General features: G+C 40.8%; 19 protein-coding genes and 2 pseudogenes. 18 read left to right on the forward strand and 3 right to left on the reverse strand.

Going from position 1 to position 17,521, the window contains the following annotated elements:
• Positions 1 to 146 precede the first annotated feature (146 nt).
• Positions 147 to 1,316 (forward strand): MFS transporter, encoded by a 1,170-nt coding sequence (locus BM126_RS18865; RefSeq protein ID WP_090990975.1) that lies wholly within the window; start codon positions 147 to 149, stop codon positions 1,314 to 1,316.
• Between the two features lie 31 nt (positions 1,317 to 1,347).
• On the forward strand, positions 1,348 to 2,184 hold the full coding sequence (locus tag BM126_RS18870) for a MerR family transcriptional regulator (RefSeq protein ID WP_090990976.1): 837 nt from the start codon (positions 1,348 to 1,350) through the stop codon (positions 2,182 to 2,184).
• A gap of 107 nt (positions 2,185 to 2,291) precedes the next feature.
• On the opposite strand, the gene BM126_RS18875 is transcribed toward BM126_RS18870, so the two are convergent.
• A complete protein-coding gene (locus BM126_RS18875) occupies positions 2,292 to 2,897 on the reverse strand; it encodes a hypothetical protein (protein ID WP_090990977.1) in 606 nt (201 codons plus the stop codon).
• Positions 2,898 to 3,063: 166 nt separating this feature from the next.
• Here BM126_RS18875 and BM126_RS18880 point away from each other — a divergent pair, with 166 nt between their 5' ends.
• From BM126_RS18880 to BM126_RS18925, 9 genes are all read left to right on the forward strand, one after another.
• Positions 3,064 to 3,672, forward strand: a complete 609-nt coding sequence (locus BM126_RS18880) for a methyltransferase (RefSeq protein WP_090990978.1) — start codon at positions 3,064 to 3,066, stop codon at positions 3,670 to 3,672.
• Positions 3,673 to 4,638: 966 nt separating this feature from the next.
• The gene (locus BM126_RS18890; RefSeq protein ID WP_090990980.1) at positions 4,639 to 5,358 is read left to right on the forward strand and encodes a YebC/PmpR family DNA-binding transcriptional regulator; all 720 of its coding nucleotides are present in this window, start codon (positions 4,639 to 4,641) and stop codon (positions 5,356 to 5,358) included.
• A gap of 253 nt (positions 5,359 to 5,611) precedes the next feature.
• Positions 5,612 to 5,875: a CD3324 family protein gene (locus BM126_RS18895; RefSeq protein WP_090990981.1), complete on the forward strand. Its 264-nt coding sequence runs from the start codon at positions 5,612 to 5,614 to the stop codon at positions 5,873 to 5,875.
• A 446-nt stretch (positions 5,876 to 6,321) separates the two neighbouring features.
• Positions 6,322 to 6,960 (forward strand): FusB/FusC family EF-G-binding protein, encoded by a 639-nt coding sequence (locus BM126_RS18900; RefSeq protein ID WP_090990982.1) that lies wholly within the window; start codon positions 6,322 to 6,324, stop codon positions 6,958 to 6,960.
• Between the two features lie 151 nt (positions 6,961 to 7,111).
• Entirely contained in the window at positions 7,112 to 7,657 is a 546-nt protein-coding gene (locus BM126_RS18905) for a sigma-70 family RNA polymerase sigma factor (RefSeq protein ID WP_090990983.1), read from the forward strand.
• Positions 7,650 to 8,057, forward strand: coding sequence for a PadR family transcriptional regulator (locus BM126_RS18910; protein WP_090991043.1), 408 nt, complete (start codon positions 7,650 to 7,652; stop codon positions 8,055 to 8,057). Before BM126_RS18905 ends, BM126_RS18910 begins: the two co-directional genes overlap by 8 nt.
• On the forward strand, positions 8,058 to 9,329 hold the full coding sequence (locus BM126_RS18915; protein WP_090990984.1) for an FtsW/RodA/SpoVE family cell cycle protein: 1,272 nt from the start codon (positions 8,058 to 8,060) through the stop codon (positions 9,327 to 9,329).
• 61 nt (positions 9,330 to 9,390) lie between these two features.
• Positions 9,391 to 9,639 carry a VanZ family protein gene (locus BM126_RS18920; protein ID WP_090990985.1) on the forward strand — a complete coding sequence of 83 codons (249 nt, stop codon included), beginning with the start codon at positions 9,391 to 9,393 and terminating at the stop codon, positions 9,637 to 9,639.
• Positions 9,640 to 9,770: 131 nt separating this feature from the next.
• Positions 9,771 to 10,619 carry an AraC family transcriptional regulator gene (locus tag BM126_RS18925; protein ID WP_090990986.1) on the forward strand — a complete coding sequence of 283 codons (849 nt, stop codon included), beginning with the start codon at positions 9,771 to 9,773 and terminating at the stop codon, positions 10,617 to 10,619.
• 87 nt (positions 10,620 to 10,706) lie between these two features.
• Here BM126_RS18925 and BM126_RS18930 read toward each other — a convergent pair whose 3' ends face one another.
• Positions 10,707 to 11,321, reverse strand: a complete 615-nt coding sequence (locus BM126_RS18930) for a YdcF family protein (protein ID WP_090990987.1) — start codon at positions 11,319 to 11,321, stop codon at positions 10,707 to 10,709.
• Between the two features lie 330 nt (positions 11,322 to 11,651).
• Here BM126_RS18930 and BM126_RS18935 point away from each other — a divergent pair, with 330 nt between their 5' ends.
• From BM126_RS18935 to BM126_RS18955, 5 genes are all read left to right on the forward strand, one after another.
• Positions 11,652 to 12,578, forward strand: coding sequence for a catalase family peroxidase (locus BM126_RS18935; RefSeq protein ID WP_090990988.1), 927 nt, complete (start codon positions 11,652 to 11,654; stop codon positions 12,576 to 12,578).
• Between the two features lie 133 nt (positions 12,579 to 12,711).
• The gene (locus tag BM126_RS18940) at positions 12,712 to 14,241 is read left to right on the forward strand and encodes an HD-GYP domain-containing protein (RefSeq protein ID WP_090990989.1); all 1,530 of its coding nucleotides are present in this window, start codon (positions 12,712 to 12,714) and stop codon (positions 14,239 to 14,241) included.
• A 228-nt stretch (positions 14,242 to 14,469) separates the two neighbouring features.
• Entirely contained in the window at positions 14,470 to 15,168 is a 699-nt protein-coding gene (locus tag BM126_RS18945; protein ID WP_090990990.1) for an LXG domain-containing protein, read from the forward strand.
• Positions 15,169 to 15,323: 155 nt separating this feature from the next.
• Positions 15,324 to 16,157 (forward strand): hypothetical protein, encoded by an 834-nt coding sequence (locus BM126_RS18950; RefSeq protein WP_141770106.1) that lies wholly within the window; start codon positions 15,324 to 15,326, stop codon positions 16,155 to 16,157.
• 11 nt (positions 16,158 to 16,168) lie between these two features.
• The gene (locus BM126_RS18955; RefSeq protein WP_090990992.1) at positions 16,169 to 16,672 is read left to right on the forward strand and encodes a hypothetical protein; all 504 of its coding nucleotides are present in this window, start codon (positions 16,169 to 16,171) and stop codon (positions 16,670 to 16,672) included.
• A gap of 356 nt (positions 16,673 to 17,028) precedes the next feature.
• Here BM126_RS18955 and BM126_RS23415 read toward each other — a convergent pair.
• A pseudogene (locus BM126_RS23415) lies at positions 17,029 to 17,145 on the reverse strand (IS3 family transposase); the annotation flags it as partial.
• 52 nt (positions 17,146 to 17,197) lie between these two features.
• On the opposite strand from BM126_RS23415, the pseudogene BM126_RS23420 reads away from it, so the two are divergent.
• Together BM126_RS23420 and BM126_RS23030 are read left to right on the forward strand one after the other, a co-directional pair.
• Positions 17,198 to 17,299 (forward strand): annotated as a pseudogene (locus BM126_RS23420) (hypothetical protein); the annotation flags it as partial.
• 15 nt (positions 17,300 to 17,314) lie between these two features.
• Positions 17,315 to 17,500, forward strand: coding sequence for a hypothetical protein (locus BM126_RS23030; RefSeq protein ID WP_256213183.1), 186 nt, complete (start codon positions 17,315 to 17,317; stop codon positions 17,498 to 17,500).
• The last annotated feature ends 21 nt before the right edge of the window (positions 17,501 to 17,521 follow it).

Genomic DNA, 17,521 nt, shown 5'->3' on the forward strand with positions numbered 1-17,521 from the left:
AGAAGCCGATTCCTTATTAAGGTAAACCGGCTTTTTGACATACCATCATAAAGTGCTGGCTGAGATTCTTTTGCAAATATATTGACTCTGCCCTAAGGGGAGACTTTATATTGAAAGATATCAGTGTAAGATAAAGGGGAAGCATCATGCAAAAACAGAACTCAACAATGTTTATTTTATTATTAAATTTATTCATCGCATTTTTAGGCATTGGCCTTGTTATACCTGTAACGCCAAAGATTATGAATGAACTGCATTTATCCGGCGCGGCAGTCGGTTACATGGTATCGGCTTTTGCATTAACCCAGTTAATTGTGTCTCCCATTTCAGGCCATTGGGCTGACAGGTTTGGGAGGAAAAAGATGATTCTTATTGGCCTGCTTATTTTCAGCGCTTCAGAGTTTTTATTTGGAATCGGAAAAACATCACAAGTGCTGTTCCTTTCCCGTATGCTTGGCGGAGCAGGTGCAGCCTTCATCATGCCGGCGATAACGGCATTTATTTCAGACGTTACCACACTCAAAACACGTCCAAAAGCAATGGGATATATGTCTGCAGCCATTTCAACAGGCTTTATTATCGGCCCTGGAATAGGCGGGTTTTTAGGGGATATCAGCACTCGCCTGCCATTCTTTTTTGCAGCAGGCCTTGGGGCTGTTGCCGCCGTGTTAACCATGATTGCGTTAAAAGAACCAGAAAGAAATCCTGAAAACGAGGAGAAAGCAGGACAAGAAAGAAAGCTGAAGCGAATTTTCTCTCCTTTATATTTTACCGCTTTTCTAATTATTTTTATTTCATCATTTGGTTTAGCTTCATTTGAATCGTTATTTTCCTTATTTGTTGATCACAAATTCGGTTTTACACCCAAGGACATTGCCATAATTATTACGGGCGGCGCCATTGCGGGAGCCATCGTCCAATTGTCTTTATTTGGCCGCTTAACAGCATGGCTTGGAGAAATCCGTCTTATCCGCTATAGTATGATTTTTTCAACTGCCCTTGTTGTCCTGCTGACATTCGTAAACTCATACATGGCCATATTGCTTGTTACAGTAACGGTGTTCATTGGCTTTGATATCATGCGCCCTGCACTTACAATGTATCTATCCAAAATTGCCGGCAAGGAACAAGGATTTGTCGGCGGCATGAACTCGATGTTCACTAGCATCGGCAATGTCTTTGGCCCAGCCATTGGCGGCATTTTATTCGATATTGACTTAAATTACCCATTCTATTTTGCAACGGCATTCTTAACAGCGGGAATTGGGTTAACGTATGTTTGGAAAAAGAAGGAGCATACCTACAGTACAAATTAGCCTTGAAGAGGAAATTAGGGGGGCGGCCATATTGAGAGAAACATTATATACAATCGGCGAGGTATCAAAGCTTGCGAACATATCGATTAAAGCCCTCCGTTATTACGATAAGATCAATTTGTTTAAACCTTCCTATGTGGATCCCGGCACAAACTACCGCTACTATAAGGATTCTCAGCTATATCGCCTTGACCTGATTAAATCACTCAAGTATATTGGAACACCATTAGAGGAAATGAAAAAAGCCCAGGAACTAAAGACGGAGGAACTATTTACATTTCTTACAGAACAAGAGAAGATTGTGCGGGAAAAGGTAGATTACTTATTGGAGATTGAACAAAACATTGCAAATGTGAAAAAAAGAATGCAGCGGCAGAAGGACTATCCGGTACTGGGTGAAGTATCTGTTCTCGAAGAAGAGGAAATGCGTATTATCCAGGTCGAGGCGGACGGGATCTCACAGAAGGAATTTCTGAATGCTTTTTACAGCAAACTTAAACATACAATAGAATCAATTGATGGATTTCTGAACAATGGGGAGGGTGCTATTTTCTCCTACCAGCCATATGTGCAGGCTGAAGAAATCAGATATATGAAATTGTTTATGCCGGTATTAACAGCCAAACAAGAATTATCTCTTCCTCAGAATGTGGAAATATCCTCTATTCCAGGCGGGAAATATGTATGTATTGCCTTTATTTACTCGCCGGAAAGCTATTTTAAAAGCCTGAAAAAGCTGATTTCTCATATTGAGGCTCACCATTTCACAGTAATCAGTGATATATATGAGGTATTCTCACCGAGCCATTACTCACCAAATCAAAGTGAAGAATATATCGTTGAGATGAAAATTCAGGTAATTGATTAATCGAAGCCGATTTCTATGAATCGGCTTTTTGGGTTATATCAACGCTTGTTAGTATAAATCGAGTCTTTTGAAATGACTGATCAGACCAGGCTTCCCGGTTGTGATATCTAGTCCAGCAGTACGGCTATTTCCTGCCCTGCCCGTTTGTCAAAAAAAGGATTGCGGTTTTCACTGAAAACTAATTCCAGTCCGGATAGATTGTCCGGCAATGGAGGAGAGACGACGAATTGGTAAGATATATGTCCATCTGATCCGCCGCCGCCAGTCATTCTGCAGTAATAATCTCCGCTGATCTTAAGCTCCCACAAACCGTGAAACCGATTTTCGCGTTCATCAGGGCCTGATGGAATTTCCCGATCAATGTTCAGATTTACGACACTTGCATTATCATACTGTTTTATAAAGGTAACGGAGTATACGGAATCTTCTTTTTCCACTAGTTTAAGGACTGGCAGGAGTTTCCGGTACTGATTTGGTTCAACAATAGGCCGAAAGGTTTCCTCATCTCTTAGCATGGAAAATAAGCCATGCAGTAAATCTTCATACAGTTCATATTCACTTGCCCAATTCTTGAGAAGCCCTGCACCCGGAAAACCAGGATTGCTATTTGATTGTTCCCTGCGCTGTTTCAGCAAAGCACAAATCTGTTCGTCAATATTAATAATGCTTTCGTCATAGTATTTTGCCGCCGATTCAAAATGAATTCGCTTCATTGTATGTATCACTCCCTTCTTATAGTTACATATTAACAGAAAATGGTATTTGGGGCTTTTGTTAATCACTGTCTTGGCAATGGAGGAACAATAGCGAGTTCCTTTAAAGAAAGAAAGGATAAGGTATAATGGATTACAAAGAAAGCCATCAGTCAGGAGTTTAGCTATGAACGAAAAGTATTATGATGCATTGCTGAATATTAAAACGGGCGGAGATCAGAAGGGATTTCATCAGTCGCTGCACTATCACCGCTACGAGCCAACGCCGTACAGTGCGCTTGAGCATTTATTTACTCAGCATGAACTGGAAAGCAGTGATAGGATTGTAGATTTCGGCTGCGGAAAAGGGCGCTTGAACTTTTACATACACCATCTATTCAATGCACATGTTACCGGTATTGAAATGGATGAAAAATTTTACCGGGAAGCATTGGAAAACAGGAAAAGCTATCAAAAGAAAAATAGGCATACACCGGAAAAAATCCAGTTTCAGTGCACACTTGCACAAGATTATGTAATTCATCCTTCTGATAACGTGTTTTATTTTTTCAATCCTTTTTCAGTCCAGATTTTCATGAATGTGGTCAAAAATATTCTGCAGTCTGTGGAAGAAAACAAGAGGGAAATAGAATTGATTTTATATTATGGATCAGAGGATTATACTTTTTTCCTTGAAAATCAGACAGCCTTTGAATTGAGGGAACAAGTTCTGCTGCCGGGATTATATGAAAGCAATCCTTTTGAAAAGTTTTTAATCTACCGTTTGGCTTATTGAATGGAGAACCTGGAACTTGATTCTAACTAGAATTTTAAAGGCGGGGTTATTTTTAGTAAGAGAAAATTCATGCAAAACTTGAGGGAACGATTACAATGGAGTGCAGCCGCATTTAAATCGTTCCGAAGCACAAGGGCATGATTAAACTTAAAAGACAACGTGAGCGTTCCCGATGAATGGCCGGAACTTTATTGCCGGTGTGAGAGAAGCTACTTCATGCGGATGTATTTAATCCGGGATTTGCGGGGATCGCGGTATCCTCCATTTATTTGATGTCCGAGCGAGCAGCTGATAATTACAGCCGCAAAAAAAAGAATAAGCCTCTTCAATTTAAAAACTTCTTTCTCTATTTTTTTTTCAAGGATACACCCATATAAATCATACATCAAGATATCTATGATAATGTTGAAAAAATGCCACAAAATTATTATAGGTTTATAGAAAAGATTGAAAACCAGGCCGAGAATTCTTTGCTTGGTTTTTTTATATGGAGGGAAACTGAAGTTTAATTCTCCCAATCAAATTTTTTTAGCAAAATGACGTGCGTTGCGAGCAGAATCAAAAAGATATGAGCGATTCACATGGATTTATGGGCACCTATTATTAAATATCAGGGCCATTCAACAATAAAATTGGAAATAAAATGGATAATAAGTCCAAATGAGGCTTCATTCGAGCCAAATCATGTGTGATTAGAGCGAGATTAAGCTTCATTAGAGCCAAATGGCTTGTCATTCGAGCCAGATCCAAAATTAAAGGTCAGCTCCGGTACATTCAAAGCGCCAAGAATACTTCAAAACATTTTCAGGTATAAAACTCGAAAGACCATGTATAGTTGAGGTATAATATAGGAGAATGCAAAAAGCTGGGAAGTGCCACGTGAGGGCTTCTGTGATACCAAAGAAGCATGCAGCATTGGCTAAGTTTATTTAATCATTTTGTGAACCCGAAAGAGAGTGGAACCCAATGGGACGTAAATGGAATAATATTAAAGAGAAAAAGGCTTCAAAAGATGCGAATACTAGCCGTATTTATGCCAAGTTTGGCCGCGAGATTTATGTGGCAGCCAAGCAGGGTGAGCCGGATCCGGAATCAAATACTGCGCTGAAAGTTGTGCTGGAGCGCGCAAAAACGTACAGTGTGCCGAAAACCATCATTGACCGTGCAATTGAAAAGGCAAAGGGCGGCTCAGAGGAAAGCTATGACGAGCTTCGCTATGAAGGATTTGGCCCGAATGGTTCAATGGTCATTGTTGATGCATTGACAAATAACGTAAACCGCACAGCTTCCGATGTTCGTGCGGCATTTGGAAAAAATGGCGGAAACATGGGTGTGAGCGGATCGGTTACGTACATGTTTGATGCAACGGCGGTCTTTGGCGTTGAAGGCAAAACCGCGGATGAAGTACTTGAACTTCTGATGGAAGCAGATGTGGATGTTCGGGATATCATCGAAGAAGAGGATTCAGTGATCGTGTATGCAGAGCCAGATCAATTCCATGCTGTGCAGGAAGCTTTCAAGAACGCTGGCATCACTGAGTTTACAGTGGCTGAGCTGACAATGCTGGCACAAAATGATCTTGAACTCCCTGCGGATGCACAGGCACAATTCGAGAAAATGATAGATGCGCTTGAGGATCTTGATGATGTTCAGCAGGTCTACCACAACGTAGATTTTGGAGAATAATGCATCTATAATCCTGCGCAGGCGCCCATTAAGGTGCTTGCGCTTTTTAACTAACATATAAGGAGGTGGCAGCAATGGCAATTTCCATGCCGAACTCTGCAGCGTCTCATGCAAAGCCTGATTTTGAAATGGCGATACTTTGCATGGGGCGGTCTTCTATTTTAAACAAATCGCCCAAGTAAGCGTATATTGCCTTTCATCTATTCGGCTTTGCACCTTATTTCATTGGATTAAAAATAAGGGGCTGGCAGAAATGAAATATGTGAAAGCAACCGCTATACTACCTGAAAAGCTGATACTTGAAATTCAAAAGTATGTTCAAGGAGAGACCATTTATATTCCAAAGCAAGAAGCTGCATACCAAAAGTGGGGTACGCGTTCTGGAAGCCGAAAGCTGATTGATGACAGAAATGCTTTAATAAAGACTGCCTTTAAGAGCGGCAGCAGCATTTATCATTTATCTGAGGAATATTGCCTCTCCATTGAAACGATAAAAAAAATCGTTTATTCCAAATAAGAATGCAAGGCAATCATATGGACTATCAAAATGGCCCCGGTTTTATGCCGGGGCCATTTTCTGGAATCTCATTTATGGAAATCGGAAGTTGTTAAGCAGTGATTTATTTGTCATATTCAAAAATTATTTGGACATAACTTCAGGCAGGGGGTGAAATAATGCAAACTGCAGTTCTATTAATAGTAGTGATTATCTCAATTTTAATTTATTGGGGAGTACAAAAAGGCAGTATGAGTGCTACGGCTAAAAAATTTATACTGGGATTCCTGATCACTATAGTAATCATTAATATTATCATGGTTTTCCTCATGTAAGAGAAGGACAGCTGGAATACTCTGCTTTTAATGCAGTAAAGTTTTAGGTATAGTTTGATTCGTATTCATTTTCTCCATTTACTGGCATTTGCTTTTCTTTTATAGTAAAGAGGAGAGCAGGGAGGGATTGGTATGGAACCTTTCATTAGGAGTGACCAGTTTAACTTTATTAAATATCAGACACAGATCATTATAAATGGCCATGCGACAGCAAACGACCTGAATGTCCGCCGCACGGTTAAGGATCTTGCAAAGGAGAAAGCTGCGGGTCTGTTCAGTGATTTAAACGAGGAACAAACAGAGCTGATTGAGGCCATTCATAACGTTGAGGATAAGGCACAAGCAGATGCCTATGCTGCGAGGCTTTACCCTTATGTTATTCCTTTTAAATCCATTTCAGAGGAAGGCATTAAGAAATTGTTCCGGAAGGTAAAGAAGCTCCGGGTTCCTTCTATTGAAGAATGGGATTTTCGTGATATATCTTATTTAGGGTGGAATGATGCGGGCTCTAACAGAAAATATCTCATTATACAGCAGGGCGATAAGCTTGCTGGATTGCATGGGACCTTCCGCAGCATTAATCAAAAAGGCATGTGTGCGATATGCAGCAGTTTCCAGGAACTTGGCTTATTCGTGTCTGAAACAAAAGGGTCAGGCAGGGATACCTTTATTAAAAGAGGAAACTATATTTGCACGGACAGCATGATCTGCAATCAACATCTTAAATCACTTGATAAATTACACGATTTTTTTGAGCGGCTGAATGGGTAATGCTTCATCAGTGAACAAGTACTGCGTAAAAGGCCAAGACACCTTAAAATGGATTCTTGGCCCTTTTTGTGTCTTTTTTTCAGTAAAATAGAAAATAAGGAAAACTTTTCAATGTGCTGCCTCGTCTAAGTTATAGAGAGGAGGGGCAGAGATGGAGGATTTAATGCTTGACGTATCTGAACTTGCAGATAGTGATGAACTGATTGATGAAATTATGAAAAGATATGGACAGGACATATTGCAGCTCGCTTTTTCATATGTGAACAGTAAAGAAGTTGCCGAGGATTTAACACAGGATATCTTTATCAAGTGCTATAAATCCCTTCATACATATAACGGAAAATCGAAGCTTAGAACATGGCTTTGGCGGATTGCGATTAATACCTGCAAGGATTACCTGAAAAGCTGGTATAACAAACGTGTTTTGGTTTCTGAAGAAGAGCCGCCGAACATGTCCACTAAAAGTGATGAAATAGAAGAAGCAGTTATTCAGAAGGATGAGGATAGCCGCCTGGTTTCTGCGGTAATGAGCCTGCCGATTGAATATCGTGAAGTGGTTTATTTATATTATTATGAGGAATTGCCAATAAAAGAGATTTCAGTTTTGATAGATACGAAGGAGAATACTGTGAAAACAAGGCTAAGGAAGGCTAAAAAGCTTCTTAAGGAAGGAATTGAGGATCAGTATGATGGATGAACGTTTAAAAGGGCTTCGGAAATCTATGAAAAAAACAGCATTCAGGGAGCTCCAATTCACCGGGGACCATGCTGCGGAAATCCGTAAGAAAATCAGCAGGGGCAATGATTGGGAAGAAGATATATTACTAGCAGTCATGCAGCTGACGGTACATGAAAAAACCGGGTTTGTTTTGGCCGGGCAATTACAGAGCCGCGGCATAAAAAAATTCGAAGATAATGAAGGTTTTTTATATACCGTATTGCATCAGCTTGAACAGGCCGGGATTTTGCAGTCATCCTGGGATCAATCTGAAAAGCTGTACCAGCTGACGGATAAAGGAAGAAAAGTGCTGAAAAAATCAGAAAAAGCAGGAAAACATGAGCGGTTTTCAAGAAACTGGCTGAGAGGTGAGGCATAAATGGCTGATAAAAAAACCTTTATAAGCGAGGTCACTGCCCAAATCCGGTCTAAAGAAGCGAAACAGTATGTGTCAGAGGAATTAGGCTATCATTTGGAGGAAGCGAAAAAAAGCTTTCTTCAAAAGGGCATGGCAGAGACTGAAGCTGAAGAAAAAGCAATCAAGAGGATGGGAAGCCCGCAAGAAATTGGCCAGCAGCTTAACAGGGTTCACCGTCCAAGGCCGGACTGGTACTTGTTAGGCTTGCTTTGTACGGTTTTGTGCCTTGGATTTTTGCCGTTGTTAATGCCGGGTTTCTTGGTTCCCCGGTTTATCTTATCAAAAGTGATTATAGTAGTGATCAGTGCAGCGGCTGCTTTTGTGCTGATGAAGATAGATTATAGGAAATGGAAGAGAGCCGGATGGCTGTTTTATACAGTCGGAGTATTGTTTCTGATTGGAATCGACTTTTTTTCTAACCTAACGATTAATGGAAAGGCATATTTGAAATTCGGATCCATTACTTTAGACAGCATTATGGTAATGCCGTTTTTTTACCTAGCGTATGCTTCTTTTATGAATAACCGCAAATGTAAAGTTTGGCACTTTGTACTGTTATTTCTGGTACCGCTTATTTTGTTTGGTTATGTTCCAAATCTTTCTGCAGCCTTTATCTATAGCATGATGGTTTTTATCATGCTTTGGAAAAGTGTTTTTTCAAGGAAAACCATCATTGCCATCTGGTCAGCAGCGGCAATGATGCTAGCTTTTATCACTGCCATTTTTTGGCATAGTGCCAGGTATTATCAAAAAGAAAGGATATTGGCGATTTTACATCCTTACCATGATACTGGATATACGAGTATGCAAGCTAAAAAGCTGCTAACCCATGCAGGATGGTTCGGCCAATCAAACCCCTATGACCTTTTCATTGCGGAGCCTTACACCAATTTTGTTTTCGTTAGCTTCACTTACTGCTATGGATGGCTCTTAGCTGCTTTCCTTGTGCTGATTCTGATTATGTTCCCGGTAAGAATGGCCATGACGGTTTCAAAGGTGAAGGATGGGTACGGGAAACTTCTTACTGTTGGTGCAGCTGCATTTTTTACAGTCCAGTTTGCCTGCCATATTGGAATGGCAGCGGGTGTTTTTCCTATGACGGAGATGTCTCTTCCGTTCATCAGCTATGGATTGGCGCCTGCATTGCTTAATGCTGCTGTGATTGGAATTGTACTCAGTGTATACCGAAAGAAAAACCTGGTCGCGGCGGGGATTTCTGCAGAAAAAAGGTAAGAGAGGATGAGGATATTTTGATTCTGCTTAATGGTAGCTTAGCATTAGCAGCAGGACTCCGATGTTATGGCAGAAATTCAGGAGACTGAAATCGATTCTATTACTGGGAGTGCTTATGTCGATAGGAATTGAGTTTCTGCAATTTTTTGAGTTGCTAGTTTCAAGTGAAATGGGCAGGACTGTCGACATTGACGATGTGATCTGCAATACGGCAGGCGCTATTCTCGGCTATATTTTATACCAACTAATAACCGCCGTCGCAAACAAGTATCGCATCAAATCCCTGCAGCAGATGTTTATCGGCGGATGACATAAAAAAGACTGCTGACTGAATTACTTATGCAGAAATTTAACAAGGTCAAAAACCAGTCAGAACAAAGCACAAATTGACAGGATTGCCCGAACTGAGGCTGGTAGGATATGAAGTAAGGAGTGAGTGATATGGGCTGGGTTGAGTCTTTGCAAAAAGCGATCGATTATATGGAGGATCATTTACTGGAGGATATGGATATGAAACAGATCGCGAAAGAGGCGAATTCCTCTGTTTTTCATTTTCAGCGCACCTTTGCGCTGCTGACTGATGTATCTGTCGGTGAGTATCTCCGGCGCAGGCGTTTGACACTGGCAGCCCAGGAGTTAGTTAGATCTCAATGCAAAATTATCGACCTGGCCTATAAGTACGGCTATGACACTCCGGAGGCATTTTCCAGGGCTTTCCGAAGGCAGCACGGCGTAAAACCCAGTGAAGTCAGGAAAAATCATGGAAAGCTGAATGCTTATAATCGCCTGATTATCCAGGTAACCTTGAAAGGGAGAGATCCGATGAAGTATAAAATTGTAGAACGGGAAAGTTTTCAAGTTGTTGGTGTCAAACGGGAGTTTTCGTTAGCAGGCGGTGAAAATTTAAAGGGAATCCCGCTTTTTTGGAACGATGTCCATTCTGATGGAACAAATGACGTGCTGCTTAGCTTGGACAATGGAAGAATGTACGGAATATGTGTGGATAAAAGCAGTGAAAATCAGCAGATGGATTATTGGATCGCTGCAGAATACGGCGGTGAAGTACCAGAAGGATTATCAGCCTTTACGATGCCTTCCTCAAAATGGAGTGTTTTTGAAGTTCATGGTGCAATGCCGGATGCCATTCAAAAGGCGTGGAAGCAAATCATGTCAGAGTGGTTTCCATCAGGGCATTATCAGCATGGAGGCACCCCGGAGATGGAAGTCTATTCCGACGGAGATCCGTCAAGCCCGGATTACTATTCTGAAATTTGGATTCCAGTAAAATAAGTAAATGATACTTGCATTTTTATGAAGCAGGGACCGGTCGCCACAAAAACCAGCATTCCATCTTGGATGCTGGTTTTCCACACTGTTTTATGAATTTTTATCTGGGATGATGCTGAAGAACTTTTTCAGTGTCTTTTTTGAGTTTGTTCCATTCAAACCAAAATAGTTGCCAACCAGCTTAATGTATTCAGTATAGGTGATTTTCCTGTTCAGGCTTGTCAGCCACCACGTTGCAGGATGATAATGGCTGCCGCCGCTTGAGCAATAGGTCAGAGTGATGCCTGTTTTCTTAAATGCCTTATCATAATTATATTTAACCCGTCTCATATGATAATTGGAGGAAACCACAATCGCAGATTTCAATCCGTGCTGCTTCATAAGCTTTTCTGTAAATAAGGCATTTTCCGACGTGCTTGTCGCATGATTTTCTAAAATGATGGAGCGGGCAGGGATACCGGATGCACGGGATCCCTGATAAAGGTTGTTTTCACGGCCGTTAGAGAACATCAGATGAGATGCATACCCCTTTTTATATAATTCGATTCCTTTTTCCAGGCGGTTAGTGTCGCCGCTTAATACAATTACAACATCTGATTTAACAGGTTTTTCATCCACAACAAGAAAATTCCCCGCAAGCTCTATAAGAATGATGAAAATAATCATCACCGCCATTAATTTTTTAAAAGTACGTTTCTTCCGCATTTTTATCCTTCCTCTACCAATGCTTCAAAGCCTTGATGCAGATTGCGGACTGTGAGAAGCAAGAATCATATTTATGTGAAAATAAAAATTTAAAAACTCTTTTTGTTTATTAAATATCCATTTGCAGTCATGGTAAAACTGTGCTCGCCATTGCTTGGCCATGACAAGTATAACATAGGATATTCGTAAACTTTAGAGAAAATTACTGACAGTATTCTGCTTTTAATGAGGATGTTTTTAAAAGGACACTTGAATACAATTCATGGTGATGGGGTACACGTAAGAATATATACGTTGGCTTGAAAAATAATCAATAGACAGGAGATTCATATGAAACCGAACGATCACTCCGATTTAGCGGTACAAGCAGTAGATGATATTGAACATATTTCAGGCACGTTTCCCGGGTATCGGCGTGCCCATGCCAGAGGGCGCTGCTATAAGGGGATATTCACTCCGAATGGAAAGGCAGCTCCTCTCACCACTGCTCCTCACCTGCAGACAGAACCTGTGCCTGTTATTGTCCGGTTTTCCAACAGTTCGCCCAATCCCGGCCACTCAGATGCCCTAACTCCTGTTAAAGGGATGTCGGTGCAATTTCAATTAGGGAACGGAGAGATCACTAATTTAATAGCTGTTACTATCCCTGTTTTCTTTGCGAAATCTCCCGAGGCATTCTCCGAAATGTTTAAATTGATAAAATCAGCGAAAACAGGCTTGCCAAATCTTAAAAGCCTGATGAAGGTGCTTGTGAAATACCCGGAAGGCGATGCTGCAGTTCGGATCTTGAAGGAAATGCACCCTCCAGCAAGCTATGGCTCTGCACAATACTATTCGATTCATGCTTTTTATTTTGTGGATAAAGAAGGAAGAAGGCAGGCGGTTAAATACCAATGGAAGCCAGATGCAGGGCTCGGCATGCTGAAGCTAAAAGAAGCGGCAAATCGTCCAGAGGACTATCTTGATCAAGAAATGGATGAACGCCTAAAACAGGCGCCTGTAGGGTTTGACCTTGATATCCAGCTGGGAGCGGAAGAAGACCCTACGGATGATCCAACCGTACTCTGGCCTGAAGACAGACAAAAAATGACTGTAGGCCATCTCGAAATAACAGAAAGGCTTGAAGATCAAGGAGAAGAATTGCTTTTTGATCCAACAGTGATAACAGACGGAATTCAATTGTCTGAGGATAAAATCCTGCATTTTCGCCATGCTGCTTACAAGGAATCCTATCGTCGCAGAATTCATAATGAATGAAAGCGTAGCTGTTTCAAAGGACGTTAAGCACCATGCCTTTGAGACAGCTTTTTTTGTGATTCATTTCAAAAACATCCGGAAAAACCGATATAAGGAAAAAGATAGGAAATAACTTAACTGCGCAGGTGAAATTTTGCATATTACATATAGGACGTTTATCAAAAAGCTGATTAGGAACTATGTAATCGGTTCGCTGACAGCTGTATTCGGGGTAGGAGGAATATTTATTTTCTTTGCTTTAAAGGTATCGGCTGAGGAAATAGTAAGCCTTCTGTCCATTCTATTCATATCGCTTGTTGTTATGCTGTTTGCAGAGTTTATTGTATTTTCCAGGCATATCCGCCCTATACGGAGCCTGTTTTTGGAGAGCAGTCCGGACTTCAGCATGCTGCAGTCTGTATATTTTCAGACACACCGGTTTCCAATTTTGGCAATTAAGCGGATTATTGGACCGCATTTTCTGGGTCTGTCCATTCCAGCCATGCTCATGCTTTGGGGGGGCATCCATAGCGGACTTTTGAACTTGCCCCATTATTATATTTTGCTGGCTGCTTTTGGATTGCCGCTTGTAGCTTGTATGCATGCCTTTATCGAATTCTTTTTAACATCACAGTCCATCCGTCCAGTTGCCATGCACATCAGACAGCTTTCCATGGATTTATACAATATTGATTTGTCTCTGAACGGAGAGGTGCTGGTATCTATTCAGCGGAAATTTCAATTCAGTACCTTTTTAATTGGAACATTTCCGCTGTTCCTCTTCAGTCTGGGTGAGTATATCCGCCAGAATGTGCTTCATGAATCTCATGATTACTGGAAATGGACGGGTATCATTCTTCTTGCAGGGATTATCTTTTCTTCACTTGGAGCCTGGGTATTGTCAAAAGAGGTGCAGCATCCGATTACGAGCCTTTATAAGGGGTTGGACTCTGTACGGAGCGGCGACTTTGACGTGCGTACAGCTGATATTTATTCGGACGAGTTTTCCATGCTTGTGGCCGGCTTCAATCATATGGTGAGCGGGCTGAAGGAGCGGGAAACCATGAATAACCTGCTCATCCAGAGTTACTTCTCGACCCTTGCTGCGGCTCTTGATGCCAGAGATCCTTATACGGCGGGGCATTCCGAGCGGGTGGCATATTATTCCCTGAGAATCGGCAGGCTTGCAAGACTGCCGGAAGCTGAGCTCGATATTTTGCATAAAACCGCACTGCTGCATGATATTGGAAAAATCGGCGTCCGTGATGATGTTCTTCTTAAGGACGGCAAACTTACTGACGAAGAATTTAAGCAAATTAAACAGCATCCAGTATTAGGAGAGAAAATTTTAAAAGAAATAAAGCCCGCCGAATCCATGGCACCATTGCTTCCCGGTGTAAGATCACATCATGAACGATACGACGGAAGAGGATATCCGGATGGCTTAACAGGCGTCGGCATCCCGTTAATGGGCAGAATCATTGCTATAGCAGATGCCTTCGATGCAATGACCTCTGACAGGCCGTATCGCAAAGGAATGCCCGAAGAAAAGGCTTTGAGCATCCTTGCAGGCGGCAAAGGAACACAGTGGGACCCGGAATTGACCACTCTTTTTATTGCTAATTACGGAGAAATTAAGCTTCGGGAAGCAGAAGAGGGACAGGCTGAAGAATATGCAGGGTAATGTAGGACCGGATTTGATCTGGTTCTTTTTTTTTGGCTTTATTCGTAAACTTTTCTGCTGTGGAAGAAGGTCTCCTGTTCGTGATAAGTGTGTAGTTCATTAGAACTATTTTCACGGAATATCCTTGTATGACTTGCGAGCATTTTTCTTCCTTTAAGATACATCTATCCAATAATTTACAAATAAAGAAATTTGTGATGAGTCTGCGAGAAAGGAATTCCGATAAAAATGTCTGATAAACTCTATGATGCAAAAGCACTAATAGATGCAATGGAAGGACGCACAAAGGAATATGAAAGTCTGCATAAACAATTGGCGGCAATCAGGAAGGAATTTGATCTCATAGTAAAAATGGATGACGAATTGAAGGGAAAAGGTGCCGAAGCCATTAAGGGGTTTTACCAGGCACAGATTGATACAGTGGATGCTTGGACGGGTCTTGTTGATAGGCATATTGCCTTTTTTAAGGGGATAAGCGGGGATGCGGAGGAAGCCAAGCTTGGAGAGGGTAAGATTATCGATGTTCCCTTTTTAGAAAGTGAAGTGGCCCTTGCAGATCAAAAATCCAAGGATCTAGTTTCAGACCAAAAAAGGGACCTCAAAGTGATATTAGATCGGATACATGACATTATTGATCTAAAACCCTTCTCTGATGATGACTTTCAGGACGAAATTCAAAGTGCAGAAAATAAGCGGAATAAATCCATCGCTAAATTAAATGAAATTGACGGGAAGTGGCTGACAGAATACGCTGAATCAAGAGATGACCAGGTTTCTATCACGGCTCTCATGAAGCAGCTTAGCGAATCCAGCACAAGAGGCGGAAAGGTATCTCCGCTCCGCTGTACTTTAATGCCAAGTCCTACAAAAGTAGTGAGGTATACAAAGACCTGCAGGAGCAGAGAAAAGAAGACGAAGCCTATCTAAAGGTGAAGAAGAAAGAAGCGGAAGAGCGAAAGCGCAGGGAATTGAATGCAGACCTTGCTCGGCAGGTTTCAAATCCGCAGGAATATTTGAAAGTCGCTGATAAAATTGGCTTTACAAACCTCCATCAAGATCAGCGGAGCCTGTACATGAGGTATATGGAAGAAGAGCTTAAAAAAGGAGCTACTATAGGTTTACTTGATGCGGGAAAGGACTTCGCGAAAGATATCTTTAATTTTGTGATGGACCCGGAAGCAGCGGAGATGGCAGTCTATGAATCTGTCATTCATTACAAACAAACCTATAAGATTATGGCAAAAGCGATTCACGACTCCTATGAAAAAAACATGGTGAATGGAGATTGGTATTCCAGGGCGCACTGGGTGACATACGCCATCGGTTCCGCTTTCGCCAATGCAGCCGGCACAAAAGGAATGGGAGCTGCCGCCAAAACAGGGATGACTACAGCCAGAATAGCCACAAAGACTGTTGTTTCCAAGGCAGGAAAGCTGGCACAGATTCCCTCAAAAACACCCCTCGAATACTCACTTGCGGTAGACGGGCAGGTGCCCTATAATGCGATTAACAGCAAAGGATTAATGGACCGGCTTTCTGCGTTTAGTGGTGAGGGGAAGGTTGGTGGGGGTGCTGGTAAAGTTGAAATAAAGTATCCTTTAAGCTCCACGAATAAAAAGCATATTAACAAGCATAATATTGAATCTATAAAGCAACAGTATAAATATTTATCCGACTCTCAACTGGCAGATAAATTAGAATCTAGTTTTTTTAATCCAAAGTGGAGTGATGATGAGATAAATAAATATGCTGAAATTGCATATAATGATCTGAAAAACCAAGGTAAAACTGGGAAGCAGACATATGAAATAGGCGGGGAAATAATTGATGTCTTTATTCATCCTGATGGTCAATTAGGTAGTGTGTATGGTAGACATAAATTCACAGTTGAAGATATTAGAAAAATAACTAAATAAGGTGGAAGACAATGTTTAAAATAAGTTATAAAATATTTGAAAATAATAGCTTAGATGAAATGGAGCTCAATGGGGCAGACGGATATTTCCAATTTGAAATTGATAATGAAACTTATGGTATCCTCATCCCTGAAGATATCGATGAATTTTCAGTTTCTATTTATTGGTGGTTGTACTATTTTTCAAAAGCAATACTAATTTTGAAAACTGAAAGTTATGTTTTAATAAGTGATATTGACAAACCTAAGATTTGGATTGAACTAATAAGAGAAAAAAATATAGTGAAAATAAGTAAAGTTACAGCTGATAAACCTGAAGGAAGTGGGGCAATAGAAACGAAAAAGATGCCTAATTTAATTCAGTATTGGAAAGACAAACAAGTTAATTATGAAAACCTTAAAACAGAATTGGTAAATAAAACGAAGTTATATATCAAAGAAATGAGAGCGTTAAATAATGAAGGGAATAGAAATATTTTGAATTTGGAAAGTTTGTTACTTGAAATAGAGAAATAAATTCTTATATATTCTTATTTTGATAAGGAGCAATGGATTTCATTTGAGTATGGAAGCTATTTAAGAGAGTACAAAATATTTTGTGTAATGGAAAAAATGAAAAAAAGAAGACCTTTTCTTGGTAGAATTAAGTCACCACAAAAATTTCCTAGAAAGAGGTCTTCCTTATGAAGAACTTTTATTATTAAGTGAGGTTTTCGAAGAACTTCTTTATAGTACTTTTCAATTATTGGGCCTTACATTTAATAATGAGACAAAGCCTCTTTCTCAAGGAAGGGGTTTTGTTTGCGTTACAAAAGTTTTTGCCTGCCACATAACCAGTCCTGATTACGCTTCAATTGAGAGCACTCCTTAGTCTCTCTTGTTAACTCTTCTAAACTGATAAAACGGCAGCGTTTTACGAATTCTGTCTTGATGATTTTAAATGTTGCTACTGCAATAGCGTTATCATAAGGAAAACCACGCCCTGCTATCCATGACATTATTGATCTAAAACCCTTCTCTGATGATGACTTTCTGGACGAAATTCAAAAAGCAGAAAATAAGCGGAATAAAACCTTCGCCAAATTAAATGAAATTGACGGGAAGTGGCTGACAGAATACGCAGAATCAGAAGATGACCAGGTTTCCATCACAGCTCTCATGAAGCAGCTCAGGGATTCCAGCACAAGAGGCGGAAAAGTATCTCCGCTGTACTTTAATGCCAAGTCCTATAAAAGTAGTGAGGTATACAAAGACCTGCAGGAGCAGAGAAAAGAAGACGAAGCCTATCTAAAGGTGAAGAAGAAAGAAGCGGAAGAGCGAAAGCGCGAAAGCGCAGGGAATTGAATGCAGACCTTGCTCGGCAGG

Origin of the sequence: Bacillus sp. OV322 (genome assembly GCF_900112495.1) — a bacterium.
GTDB lineage: Bacteria > Bacillota > Bacilli > Bacillales > DSM-1321 > Peribacillus.